General features: G+C 70.5%; 13 protein-coding genes. All 13 read right to left on the bottom strand.

Annotated features, from left to right (window positions below):
- Positions 1-7: 7 nt before the first annotated feature.
- The 13 genes from NP095_RS07030 to NP095_RS06970 are packed head-to-tail and all read right to left on the bottom strand — an operon-like array spanning position 8 to position 12,610.
- Complete coding sequence (locus NP095_RS07030; protein WP_232417411.1) at positions 8-661, bottom strand: prepilin peptidase; 654 nt, start codon at positions 659-661, stop codon at positions 8-10.
- Between the two features lie 19 nt (positions 662-680).
- The gene (locus NP095_RS07025; RefSeq protein WP_232416681.1) at positions 681-1,493 is read right to left on the bottom strand and encodes a shikimate dehydrogenase; all 813 of its coding nucleotides are present in this window, start codon (positions 1,491-1,493) and stop codon (positions 681-683) included.
- Positions 1,486-2,625, bottom strand: a complete 1,140-nt coding sequence (mltG, locus tag NP095_RS07020; protein ID WP_232416683.1) for an endolytic transglycosylase MltG — start codon at positions 2,623-2,625, stop codon at positions 1,486-1,488. Before mltG ends, NP095_RS07025 begins: the two co-directional genes overlap by 8 nt.
- Complete coding sequence (ruvX, locus tag NP095_RS07015; RefSeq protein WP_154595152.1) at positions 2,622-3,110, bottom strand: Holliday junction resolvase RuvX; 489 nt, start codon at positions 3,108-3,110, stop codon at positions 2,622-2,624. The genes mltG and ruvX overlap by 4 nt, the downstream gene beginning before the upstream one ends.
- Positions 3,107-5,764 (bottom strand): alanine--tRNA ligase, encoded by a 2,658-nt coding sequence (gene alaS, locus NP095_RS07010; RefSeq protein ID WP_232416685.1) that lies wholly within the window; start codon positions 5,762-5,764, stop codon positions 3,107-3,109. The genes ruvX and alaS overlap by 4 nt, the downstream gene beginning before the upstream one ends.
- A complete protein-coding gene (locus NP095_RS07005; RefSeq protein ID WP_232416687.1) occupies positions 5,764-6,039 on the bottom strand; it encodes a DUF6167 family protein in 276 nt (91 codons plus the stop codon). The genes alaS and NP095_RS07005 overlap by 1 nt, the downstream gene beginning before the upstream one ends.
- Positions 6,036-6,512, bottom strand: coding sequence for a hypothetical protein (locus NP095_RS07000; RefSeq protein WP_232416688.1), 477 nt, complete (start codon positions 6,510-6,512; stop codon positions 6,036-6,038). Before NP095_RS07000 ends, NP095_RS07005 begins: the two co-directional genes overlap by 4 nt.
- A gap of 10 nt (positions 6,513-6,522) precedes the next feature.
- Positions 6,523-7,887, bottom strand: coding sequence for a replication-associated recombination protein A (locus NP095_RS06995; protein WP_232416690.1), 1,365 nt, complete (start codon positions 7,885-7,887; stop codon positions 6,523-6,525).
- Positions 7,888-7,897: 10 nt separating this feature from the next.
- Positions 7,898-8,293 carry a hypothetical protein gene (locus NP095_RS06990; RefSeq protein WP_232416691.1) on the bottom strand — a complete coding sequence of 132 codons (396 nt, stop codon included), beginning with the start codon at positions 8,291-8,293 and terminating at the stop codon, positions 7,898-7,900.
- A 3-nt stretch (positions 8,294-8,296) separates the two neighbouring features.
- Entirely contained in the window at positions 8,297-8,830 is a 534-nt protein-coding gene (locus tag NP095_RS06985; protein WP_232416692.1) for a DinB family protein, read from the bottom strand.
- Positions 8,827-10,599 carry an aspartate--tRNA ligase gene (gene aspS / locus NP095_RS06980; protein WP_232416694.1) on the bottom strand — a complete coding sequence of 591 codons (1,773 nt, stop codon included), beginning with the start codon at positions 10,597-10,599 and terminating at the stop codon, positions 8,827-8,829. Before aspS ends, NP095_RS06985 begins: the two co-directional genes overlap by 4 nt.
- Complete coding sequence (hisS, locus tag NP095_RS06975; protein ID WP_232416695.1) at positions 10,596-11,918, bottom strand: histidine--tRNA ligase; 1,323 nt, start codon at positions 11,916-11,918, stop codon at positions 10,596-10,598. Before hisS ends, aspS begins: the two co-directional genes overlap by 4 nt.
- Positions 11,915-12,610 (bottom strand): MBL fold metallo-hydrolase, encoded by a 696-nt coding sequence (locus NP095_RS06970; protein ID WP_232416697.1) that lies wholly within the window; start codon positions 12,608-12,610, stop codon positions 11,915-11,917. The genes hisS and NP095_RS06970 overlap by 4 nt, the downstream gene beginning before the upstream one ends.
- Positions 12,611-12,648 lie beyond the last annotated feature (38 nt).

Below are 12,648 nucleotides of genomic sequence, written 5' to 3'. Positions count from 1 at the left end.
GATTCTCTCAGACCCAGAGCGCGGCGAACGCACCGAGCAGCAGGTATGGACCGAACGCGATCGGCGTCTTCGTTCCGAGCCGGCCCCGGACGAGGACCAGACCCACGATGGCGCCGATCACCATGCCGAAGAAGACCCCGTAGAACGTGGCGACGACGCCCAGCGGACCGAGCGCCACACCGACCACCGCGGACAGTCGCACGTCGCCGTACCCCATCGGCCCGATGACTCCGAGGACGAAGTAGAAACCGAACACCGCGAGGTTGCCCAGCAACGCGTGGAGCAGCACCGACGCGTCCTGCATCAGCAGGGCGCTGACGCCGACGAGCAGCCACGTCACGACGTACAGCGGCGCGACGATCAGGTACGGCAGCAGGTGGACCTTCCAGTCCACCCAGGCCAGCACGGGCGTGGCCGCGGCGATCGGGATCCACACCGGCAGCAGCTTCGGCTCGGAGATCGTGGCCGCCGCGATCGCGGCGAGCGCGGCAGCAGTCACCGCGAGCCACAGTGCGAGCCTCGGAGTGGCCCCGAGGATCGCGTACTCGATCTTCTCGGGCATGTCCGGATCGGGCTCGGCGGTCGGCTCCGGCAGGCGGGCCAGCAGGCGCGGGGAGATGCCGCCCAACAGACCGGCCAGCACGATGGCGAGGATCGTCATGACGGGCACGACGAGCACCCTAACGGCTGGCGAGGGCCTCCATGGCCGCTGTCACCAGGACGTCCGGCTGGACCGCTTCGCCGGTCATGAGCTCGATCTGCAGGACCGCCTGGTGGGCCAGCAGATCGAGGCCGCTGACGAGCGGACGGCCCTCGGACTGCGCCGAGGCCATCAGGCCCGTCGGCCACGGGTCGTAGACGACGTCGAAGACCGCGTCTGCGGTGCCGACGAAGGCGTGCTCGTGTCCCGCGATCGCCTCACCGGGCACGGTCGAGACCAGCAGGTCGACCGACTCGGTCACGTCGACGTGCAGCGGGACGACCGACACCGACAGACCCAGCTGCTCGATCGTCTGGACGGTGCGGATCGCACGCCGCTCATCGCGGACGCGCAGCTCGACGTCGCGTGCCCCGAGCCGCAGGCCCGCCAGCGCGACGGACGCCGCGGTGGCGCCGGCGCCGAGGATGCGCAGCGTCGAGAGCGAGTCCACGCCGACCTCGCGCAGAGCGTTGATCGCCCCCGGGACGTCGGTGTTGACCGCGGACCAGCCGGCGTCGATCGCCACGAGCGTGTTGGCGACGCCGAGGGCCTCGACCTCACGATCGCGTTGGGCGGCCAGGGCGGCCGCCTCGCGCTTCAACGGGGCGGTGACGGAGTAGCCCCGCCACCCCTCGCGGTGCTCGGAGACGAACTCGGTGAGCTCACCCTCCTGCACGTCGAACGCGCCGTAGCTCCAGTCCAGTCCGAGCAGCCCGTAGGCCGCCCGGTGCATCGCCGGCGACAGCGAATGGGCGATGGGTGAGCCGACGACGGCGCACCTCACCTCAGCCACCGCACGAGCCGGCGCCGTACTCCGCCTGGCAGTCACGCGTGTGCTTGCCGAAGTCCTCGTTGTAGATGACCGAGCCGTCCTTCGTCGCGAAGAAGTACAGCCACGGGCCCGACGCGGGGTTCAGCGCAGCCTGGATCGAAGCCTCGCCGGGCGAGCCGATCGGTCCCGGGGGCAGCCCCGCGTGCTGGTACGTGTTGTAGAGCGACGGGTTCGCGCGCTCCTCGGCCGTCGTCCACACGTCGCCCTTGCGCTCGCTGACGTAGGAGACCGTCGAGTCCAGCTGCAGCGGCATGCCCTGCTCGATGCGGTTGTAGAGGACGCGCGCGATCTTGGCGTAGTCCTCGTCCTTCTGACCCTCGTACTCGAGGATGCTGGCGACGGTGAGGACCTCTTCACCGGACAGACCGAGCGCCGGGGCGCGCGAGCCGATGTCCAGGTCCTTGGCGACCTTGAGGGTCTGCTTGACCATGCGCGACAGCACGTCCTTGGCATCCTCGCCCGGCTCGACGAAGTACGTCTCGGGGTACAGGTAGCCCTCGGGGTTGCCGTTCGCGTAGTCCGGCAGGCCGATGGTGGCGGGATCGTCGAGGGCGGCCTCGAGGTCCTCGGCCTTCAGGTCGGTGTTCTTGGAGATGATCTCGACGATCTGCCCGACGCGGGCGCCCTCAGGAACGGTGAACTTGGCCTGGATGCGCGCGGAGGGGTCGACCAGAGCGGTCAACGCGGCCTCGGCCGACATCTGCTGGCGGAGCCGGAACGTGCCCGGCTGGATCTGCTGGGCGCGGTTGTCCGTCAGGCTCAGCTGGTAGAACGCCTCGGAGGACTTGACGACGTCGTCCTTGGCCAGGATCCGCGCGATGTCGATGCCGCTGGCTCCCGAGGGGATGGTCACCTCGACGGTGCCCGTGCCCGAGCCGGAGTAGTCCTCGGCGCCGCCCATGCGGTCCATGACCTTCGTGACGACGACGTAACCGCCGATGAGGATCGCGATCACCGCGACGAGCGCGATGATGTTCTTCAGGCCCGACTTCTTCTTCACGGGCGGCTCGGCCCTGCGCCGCGAACCGGGTCGGGAGGGCCGGGGATCCTCCGGGCCGGTCAGCATCGTCAGACCGCCGTCGCCATCACTCATCCGTCGTTCCCTTCAGTCACGGCGACCACCTCGCCGGAGGCGGTCCCCCGTGTCTTCTCGGCGTCGATCGCCGACTGCAGAATCACTACGGCAGCCGCCTGATCGATGACTGCACGAGACGACTTCGTCGTCCGTCCGCTCGCGTGCAGCTGGGCCTGGCCCGCCACCGTCGAGAGACGTTCATCGACCAACCGTACCGAAACGCCCGGCATCGCCGCATGCACCGCCGCCGCGAGCGTGTCCGCGAACGCCCTCACCTTGACCGCCGCGGGGCCCTCTCGGCCCGACATTCCCAGCGGCAGACCGACCACGACCTCGAGCACCTCGTACTCCTGCGCGAGGGCCACGAGACGAGCGATCGACTGCGGTCCGGCGGGCACCGTCTCGACCGGCGTGGCGATCATCCCGTCGGGGTCGCACGACGCGACCCCGATCCGGGCATCCCCCACGTCGACGCCGAGCCGGCGTCCTCGGCGCCAGGTCATCCGCGCAGGGCCTCCCGGACCGCGCCGAACGCCGGCTCGATGCCACCGAGGTCCGTGCCGCCGCCCTGGGCGACGTCGGCCTTGCCGCCGCCGCGTCCGCCGATGTGCTGGCCCACGACCGTGATCAGCTGCTGCGCCGAGAGGCCGCGGTCGACCGCCTGCGGGGTCAGCGCCACGACGGCCGACGGCTTGTCACCGGCGGTGCCGACGACCACGACGACCGCGGGGCGGTCCTGCAGGCGGCCACGGATGTCGAGCGCGAGCTGACGCACGTCGCCGCCACCGACGCCCTCGGCGCGGTGACCGACGAACGCGACACCGTCGACGTCCGTCGCGGCCGCGGCGATGTCGCCGGCCGCGCCCTGCAGCTGGGCGCTCTTGATCTTCTCGAGCTCCTTCTCGGTCGCCTTGAGGCGCGAGACGAGGTCGTTGACCTTGGCGGGCACGTCGTCGGGCTTGGCCTTGAGCATCTCGGTCAGCTGCGAGACCAGGTCGCGCTCGCGGGCCAGGTACTCGAAGCCCTCGATGCCGACGAACGCCTCGACGCGGCGGTGTCCCGCGCCGACGGAGGTGTCGGAGGTCAGCACGACGGTGCCGATCTGGCTGGAGCGCTCGACGTGGGTGCCGCCGCAGAGCTCACGCGACCAGGGGCCGCCGATCTCGATGACGCGCACCTGCTCGCCGTAGGTCTCGCCGAACAGCGCCAGGGCGCCGAACTCCTTGGCCTCGGGCAGGCTCATCCAGTGCTGCGAGACCTGCAGGTCCTCGCGCAGGGCGCGGTTCGAGACGTGCTCGACCCGGTGCAGCTGCTCGGGATCGAGCGCGCCGCCCCAGCCGAAGTCGAGGCGCAGGTAGCCGGGGCGGTTGTACGAGCCGGACTGCAGCGCCGTCGGGCCGAGCACCTCACGCAGCGCGGCGTGCACGACGTGCGTGCCCGAGTGCGCCTGGCGGGCGCCGAGGCGCCAGTCGTGGTCGACCTCGGCCGACAGGTCGGCGCCGGTGGTCAGCTCGCCGGACTGGACCCGGACCTGGTGGACGACCAGGCCGCGGATGGGCCGCTGGACGTCGAGCACCTCGGCCTGGCCGCCGTCCCAGCGCAGCATGCCGGCGTCGGCGTTCTGGCCGCCGGACTCGGCGTAGAAGCCGGTGCGGTCGAGGACGACCTCGCCCACCTGTCCCTCGGACAGGACGGGGACCTGCGCTCCGCCGGACAGCAGCGCCAGGACCGTGGACTCGGTGATGAGGTTCGTGTACGCCAGCCAGTCGGTCGGGCCGAAGGCGTCGATCGTCTGGCGGTAGATCGTGGTGTCGGCGTGGACGCCCTTCTTGGCCTTCGCGTCGGCCTTGGCGCGAGCCCGCTGCTCGGACATGAGCGCCCGGAAGCCCTCCTGGTCGACCGACAGGCCCTGCTCCTGCGCCATCTCCAGCGTCAGGTCGATCGGGAAGCCGTACGTGTCGTGCAGCGCGAACGCCTGGTCGCCGCTGAGCACCGTGCCGCCGGACTTCTTGGTCTCGCCGGCCGCGACGTCGAAGATCTGCGTGCCCTTGCCGAGGGTCTGGCGGAACGCCTCCTCCTCGGCGTAGGCGATCTGACTGATCCGTGCGAAGTCGGTCTCCAGCTCGGGGTAGGAGGCCTTCATGCGCTCGAGGCTGACCGGCAGCAGCTCGGGCAGCGCCGGGTCGTCGTAGCCCAGCAGGCGCATGGAGCGGACCGCGCGGCGCAGCAGGCGACGCAGCACGTAGCCGCGCGACTCGTTGCCGGGGGTGACGCCGTCACCGATCAGCATCAGGCTGCTGCGGACGTGGTCGGCGATGACGCGGAAGCGGACGTCGTCCTCGTGGTCGGCCCCGTAGGCCCGGCCGCTGAGCTCGGAGGCCTTGGCGATCACGGGGTAGACCTCGTCGATCTCGTACATGTTCTCCTTGCCCTGCAGGAGGTACGCGACGCGCTCGAGGCCCATGCCCGTGTCGATGTTCTGCTGCGGCAGGGGTCCCACCACGTCGAACTGGTCCTTCGCGGTGACGTTGGTGATCTCCTCCTGCATGAAGACCAGGTTCCAGATCTCCAGGAACCGGTCCTCGTCGGCCTCGGGGCCGCCGTCGGGGCCGTACTGCGGGCCGCGGTCGACGTAGATCTCCGAGCACGGACCGCCGGGACCCTCGACACCCATGTGCCAGTAGTTGTCCAGCAGGCCGCGGTTCTGGATCCGCTCGTCGGGCAGGCCGGCGACCTTCTTCCACAGCTCGCGCGACTCGGTGTCGGTGTGCAGGACCGTGACCCAGATCTTGTCGGGGTCGAAGCCCAGGCCACCGTCGTCGACCGAGTTGGTGATGAGCTCCCAGGCGTGCGTGATCGCACCTTCCTTGAAGTAGTCACCGAAGCTGAAGTTGCCGTTCATCTGGAAGAACGTGCCGTGACGGGTGGTCTTGCCGACCTCCTCGATGTCGAGGGTGCGCACGCACTTCTGCACGCTCGTGGCGCGGTCGAACGGCGGGGTCTCCTGGCCGAGGAAGTACGGCTTGAACGGGACCATGCCGGCGTTGACGAACAGCAGGTTCGGGTCGTCGAACAGCAGCGGGGCCGAAGGCACGACCGTGTGGCCGGCGTTCTCGAAGTGGGACAGGAATCGGCGCCGGATCTCAGCGGTCTCCATCAGGGAAGTTCCTTCTTTTCGGAGGGGTCGGTGGGCTCGGTCAGAGCGAGCCGGAGTTCGGGATCGGAGGCCAGCAGGTGGGTGCGCAGCTGGTGCTCCTTGGAGTTCATGCCCTCGTGCATCTCGGCCCGGAAGGCACGCACCCCGGAGCCGAGAGCGGCGGCCTGGTCGATCAGGCCGGGCATCGACAATCGGTAGGCGGCGCGCTTGGCCTTGACGCTGGAGTAGACGCCGGCGGCCGCGCCGGCGACGAACCAGACGACGCGGGCGCTCATGAGCCCACCCAGTCGCGTCCGCCGGCGGGCGGCGGCGGGCCGTTGGTGGCGCGAGCCGCGGCACGCGCGGCCCGCTGGCGAGCTCGCTTGCGGCCCCGGTACTCGCGACGCATCAGCCCCAGGATCCGGTCACGGCTCTCGGGGCGCAGGGCGTGGGCGATGCCCGCGGCCCACACGTTGAGTCGCACGGCGGGCCGGGTCATGGTGGCCGCGACGAGCTGGTCCTGGGTCGGCTGGACGATCACGCGACCTTCGACGATCCGCACGACCTCGGCCGACGGCGCCTCCTCGGTGATCGTCACCGGCTCCGGCGCGGGCGCCGACTCGGTCACGACGAGGGCGGCACGATCCTCGCGGGCCTCGCGTTCGACGGCCTTGATCTGGCGCAGTGCGCGCAGCGTGACCACGGCAGCGACGACCGCGACGACGGCCAGCACGGCCGTGACGACGAGGATCACCCACTGCACGGACATGAGAACGAGGTTACCGGTCCCGGACGATCGCGCGGATTCGGGCGAGTCGCTCGGCGATGGCCCCTTCGGCCCCGTGCGGCCCCGGCTCGTAGTAGTCCGAGCCGTCGACGTCGTCGGGCGCGTACTGCTGCGGCACCACCCCGCGGGTGTCGTTGTGGGGGTAGGCGTAGTCGTGACCGTGGCCCAGCTTCTTGGCCCCGGCGTAGTGGGCGTCACGCAACGCGGGCGGCACGGGACCGACCTTGCCGGCCCGGACGTCGGCCATCGCGGCGTCGATCGCACGGATCACGGCGTTGGACTTCGGCGCGGTCGCGAGGTGGATCACGGCCTGCGCCAGCGGGATGCGCGCCTCGGGGAAGCCGATCATCGCGACGGCCTGAGCGGTCGCGGTCGTCATCGGCAGCGCCGTCGGGTCGGCCATGCCGATGTCCTCGCTGGCGTGGATCATCAGCCGCCGGGCGATGAAACGGGGGTCCTCCCCCGCCTCGATCATCCGGGCCAGGTAGTGCAGCGCCGCGTCCACGTCCGAGCCGCGGATCGACTTGATGAAGGCGCTCGTGACGTCGTAGTGCTGGTCGCCCTGGCGGTCGTACCGCACGGCGGCCTTGTCGACGGCCAGCGCTGCGTCGTCGAGGGTGATCTCGGCGTGACCCTGGTCCGAGGCGGCGCCGGCGGCAGCCTCGAGGTAGGTCAGCACGCGGCGACCGTCGCCGCCGGCGAGGCGGACCAGGTGGTCGCGGGCCTCGTCGCTGATCGTGATCTTGCCGCCGAAGCCCCGCTCGTCGGTCATCGCCCGGTCCACGAGGATGGCGATGTCGTCGTCGGTCAGGGGCTGGAGCGTGAGCAGCAGCGAGCGGCTCAGCAGCGGCGAGATCACGCTGAAGTGCGGGTTCTCGGTGGTCGCCGCGACGAGGCTGACCCACCGGTTCTCGACGCCGGGCAGCAGTGCGTCCTGCTGGGCCTTGCTGAAGCGGTGGACCTCGTCGACGAAGAGAACGGTCTCCTTGCCGCGCGACAGCGCCTGGCGAGCGCCGGCGATGACCTCGCGGACCTCCTTGACGCCCGCGCTGACGGCCGAGACCTCGACGAAGCGCCGGTCGGTCTGGTGACTGATCAGGCTGGCGAGTGTGGTCTTGCCGGTGCCCGGAGGCCCCCACAGCAGGACGGTCAGCGGAGCGTTGCCCTCGATCATCCGGCGCAGCGGCGAGCCCGGTGCCAGCAGGTGCTGCTGACCCACCAGCTCGTCGAGCGACTGCGGTCGCATCCGGACGGCCAGCGGAGCGCTGGAGTGGACGTTGCCGGCCAGCGAGCCGCTCGAGTCGCGTCGGGAGTCCGACGGCGCCTGATCCGGGAGATCGAACAGTCCGTCAGCCATGCGGACCAGCCTAGTCGCGCGCCGCCACCCTCGGACGGCGACCGATCATCGCCGCCCCACCGAGGGTCAGCACGAGGTACCCCGCGCCGGTCAGCACGTACCGGGTGCGGAGGGCGTCACGGCACGCGTACCGGTCGACGTCCACGTCGGACTCGCGCAGTTCCTCGGCGGTGCTGTGGTCGAGTTCGGTGTGGTTCACGCCGTACGGTGTCGCGCGGTGGTTGCACGTCGCCCCGTCGATCGTCACCGGTGTCGCCGTCGCGACCCACGCTCCGACCGTCGCGATCGAGAGGACCGCGGCGGCCACGAGGATGCGGCGGGACCTCCGCGCCGTTCCGGCCAGCGCCGCGGCGCCGACCAGGAACACCGCGATGACGACCGGCCACGAGCCGAGGATCTCCCACATGGTCTAGTCCCCCGTACGACCGTCGATGCACTCGCGCAGCAGGTCGGCGTGGCCGTTGTGGCGGGCGTACTCCTCGATCATGTGGACCAGCAGCTCGCGGATCGAGATCGTGCCACTGCCGTGGGGCAGCTCGCGACCGAGGTCCGTGTCGTCGAGGACGTCGAGCCACTCGTCGGCCCGGGCGATCTGCAGCCGCAGTGCCCCGAACGCCTCATCGACGCACTCCTGCGTGCCGACGGCGCCGGTGAAGTCGGCGTCCCGGTCGTCGGCCTCGAGGAACAGCGACTCCTCGTCGGACTGCTGGGCGACCTGGACGAACCAGTGGTGTTCGACGTACGCGAGGTGCCGCACGAGACCGAGCAGCGACAGCGTGCTGGGCGCCACGCTGCGCAGCGCCAGCTGCTCCGGGGAGAGCCCGTCGCACTTCAGCTGCAAGGTCAGCCGGTGGTAGGCCAGGTACTCGGCGTACGTGGCCAGCTCACCGACCGGCTTGCCCTGAGGGCGCGGGTCCTCCTCCGGAGGCAGCCAGGTGCTCATGCCTGCTTCTCGTCCTCGTCCTCGTCCTCGTCCGGGGTGGCGTCGACACCGGCCTCGGCACGCTGCTCGGGCGTGATCGGCGCCGGAGCCGCGGTCAGCGGGTCGTAGCCGCCACCGGACTTCGGGAACGCGATGACCTCGCGGATCGAGTCGGCGCCGGCCAGCAGCGCGACCGTGCGGTCCCAGCCGAAGGCGATGCCGCCGTGCGGCGGGGCGCCGTACTTGAACGCGTCGAGCAGGAAGCCGAACTTCTCCTGGGCCTCGTCCTCGCCGATGCCCATGATCTCGAAGACGCGCTTCTGCACGTCCTCGCGATGGATACGGATCGAGCCGCCGCCGACCTCGTTGCCGTTGCAGACGATGTCGTAGGCCTGGGCGAGGGACTCGCCGGGCGTCGCGAGGGTCGCGGGATCCTGGGGCGCCGTGAACGCGTGGTGCACGGCGGTCCACTCGCCGCCGCCGACGGCGACGTCACCGGAGTCGAGCTCGCTGACGGACTCGAACATCGGCCAGTCGACGACGAAGCAGAAGGCCCACTTCGACTCGTCGATGAGGTTCTCGCGCTTGGCGATCTCGATGCGCGCGGCGCCGAGCAGCTGACGCGAGCTCTTGACCGGGCCGGCCGAGAAGTAGACGGCGTCGCCGGGCTTCGCGCCGACGGCCTCGACGAGACCCTCACGCTCGGCGTCGGACAGGTTCTTGGCGACCGGTCCGGTCAGCGAGCCGTCCTCCTGGACGAGCACGTAGGCCAGGCCACGGGCGCCGCGCTGCTTGGCCCACTCCTGCCAGCCGTCGAGCGTGCGGCGGGCCTGGGAGGCGCCACCGGGGTGCACGACCGCACCGACGTAGGGCGCCTGGAACACGCGGAAGGGCGTGTCCTTGAAGTAGTCGGTCAGCTCGACCAGCTCGAGGTCGAAGCGCAGGTCCGGCTTGTCCGAGCCGTACTTGCTCATCGCGTCCGCGTAGGTGATGCGCGGGAACGGCGTGGGCAGGTCGACGTCGATCAGCTTCCACAGCGCGACGTAGATCTCCTCGGCCAGCGCCATGACGTCGTCGGGGTCGACGAAGCTCATCTCGATGTCGAGCTGGGTGAACTCGGGCTGACGATCGGCACGGAAGTCCTCGTCGCGGTAGCAGCGCGCGATCTGGTAGTACCGCTCGAGGCCGCCGACCATGAGCAGCTGCTTGAACAGCTGCGGGCTCTGCGGCAGCGCGTACCAGCTGCCCGGACGCAGACGCGCCGGCACGAGGAAGTCGCGGGCGCCCTCGGGCGTGGAGCGGGTCAGCGTGGGCGTCTCGACCTCGACGAAGTCGTGGCCCTCCAGCACGCGGCGCGCCGTGGCGTTGACCTTCGAGCGCAGCCGCATCGCGTGGGCCGGGGCGGGCCGGCGCAGGTCGAGGTAGCGGTGCTTGAGGCGTGCCTCCTCGCCCACCTCGACGTGCTCGTCGATCGGGAACGGCAGCGGCTCGGACTTCGAGAGGATCTCGACGTCGTCGGCGATGACCTCGATCTCGCCGGTGGGGATCGCCGGGTTCTCGTTGCCCTCGGGACGGCGCTGGACCGTGCCGGTGACCTTGATGCAGAACTCGTTGCGCAGCTGGTGGGCGACGTCCTCGCGGACGACGACCTGGGCGACGCCGCTGGCCTCGCGCAGGTCGATGAAGGCGACTCCGCCGTGGTCGCGGCGGCGCGCGACCCAGCCGGCGAGCGTGACGCTCTCGCCGATGTTCGCGGCGGTCAGGGTCCCGGCGTCATGGGTGCAGATCACGCTGTCGTCTCCTTGTGGGTCACCTGCGGTCGCAGGTCGGTCTCGGGGGGTGTCCAGGCGTCGGGATCGGCCGACGCCTGCTCACCGGTTCGGATGTCCTTCGCCTGGTGTCCATCGTCGTTGACGAACCAGACGAAGGGGATGCCGCGGCGCTCGGCGAAGCGGATCTGCTTGCCGAACTTCTGGGCGTTGGGGGCGACCTCGCAGGCGATGCCGCGAGCGCGCAGCTGCTGGGCGATCGCGTCGCTCTCGGGGCGGGACGCCTCGTCGTTGACGGCCACCAGGACCACCGACGGCACCGACCGGCTGGCGGTGATGCCGCTGGTCGTGAGGGTCGACAGCAGGCGGGAGACGCCGATCGACAGGCCGACGCCCGGGTAGGTGCGCTTGCCGTCGCTGGCGAGCTGGTCGTAGCGGCCGCCCGAGCAGATCGAGCCCAGGGCCGGGAACTCCGCCACACGGGTCTCGAAGACCGTGCCGGTGTAGTAGTCCAGTCCGCGCGCGATGCGCAGGTCGGCGGTGACGGTCACACCCTCGACAGTGGCACACCCCGCGATGACGGCCTCCAGCTCGGCCAGTCCCTCGTCCAGCATCGGGTGCTCGACACCGAGGTCGCGGACGCGCTGCACGAACGACGTGTCGGTCGTGATGATCTCGGCCAGGGCCAGGCAGAGGTTCGCCTGGTCCTCGGTCAGACCCAGCTCGCCCAGCAGGTCGGCGATCTTGTCGCCGGTCAGCTTGTCGAGCTTGTCGATCACCTGCATGACCGCGGTCGGCTGCTCGATGCCCAGGCCCAGGTAGAAGCCCTCCAGCACCTTGCGGTTGCTGACCTGCAGCGTCATCGACAGGCCGGGGATCGGCAGGCCCGCGAGCGCCTCGGCCATGACACGGGCGACCTCGACGTCGAAGTGGAACGGCAGCGAGCCGTCGCCGACGATGTCGATGTCGGCCTGGGTGAACTCGCGGAAGCGGCCGGCCTGCGGGCGCTCGCCGCGCCAGACCTTCTGGATCTGGTAGCGGCGGAACGGGAACTGCAGGTGGCCGGCGTTCTCGACGACGTAGCGCGCGAACGGGACCGTGAGGTCGAAGTGCAGCGCCAGCTCGGAGGCCTCGGACTCGTCGGCGTGCAGCCGGCGGACGGCGTAGACCTCCTTGTCGATCTCGCCCTTGCGCAGCAGCGTCTCGAGCGGCTCGACGGCGCGAGTCTCGATGTTGGCGAAGCCGTGCAGCTCGAAGACGCGGGCGAGGTGATCGAGGACCGCCAGCTCGACGTTGCGCTCGGCGGGAAGGAACTCCGGGAATCCGGACAGCTTGCTCATGCCATCAACTCCAGCAGGAACGGGTTGGTCTGCTTCTCGCGACCGATCGACGACTGCTGGCCGTGGCCGGGCAGCACCACGACGTCGTCGGGCAGCGTGAGGATCTTGCTCTGCAGGCTGCGCAGCATCTCGGCGTGGTCGCCGCCGACCAGGTCGGTGCGGCCGATGGAGCCGAAGAACAGGAAGTCGCCCGAGAACATGATCTGCGAGACGGGCTCGGGTCCGGTGTAGTCGAGGCGGTACGCGACGGTGCCCGGCGTGTGGCCCGGGCAGTGGTCGACGGTGATCGTCAGGTCGCCCACCGCGATGGTGGCGCCGTCGACGGCGTCGCGGACGTCGGCCGGCTCGCCGAACTGCGACGGATCGATGTCGCCGATCTGCTCGCGCAGCATCGCGGCGGACTCGTTCGAGATCGCGGCCATCGGGTCGGCGAGCAGGTGGCGGTCGGCGGGATGGATCCACAGCGGGCAGCCGAACTCGTCGGCGACCTGCTTGGCGTCCCACATGTGGTCGAAGTGTCCGTGCGTCACCAGGACGGCGGCGGGTCGCAGATCATGCTCGGCGGCGACCGCGCGCACCCCCTCGGCGGACTGCTGGCCCGGGTCGACGATGGCGCACGGTTGGCCCGGTCCCGAGGCGACGAAATAGCAGTTCGCCTGCAGTGGTCCGGCGGGGAAGGCGGTGAGAAGCACGCCTGTCAGGGTACGCGAGGACGCCACCGCGCCGCGAA

Origin of the sequence: Aeromicrobium duanguangcaii (assembly GCF_024508295.1) — a bacterium.
GTDB classification, from domain to species: domain Bacteria; phylum Actinomycetota; class Actinomycetes; order Propionibacteriales; family Nocardioidaceae; genus Aeromicrobium; species Aeromicrobium duanguangcaii.
This window is presented reverse-complemented; position numbering and strand designations above follow the sequence as displayed.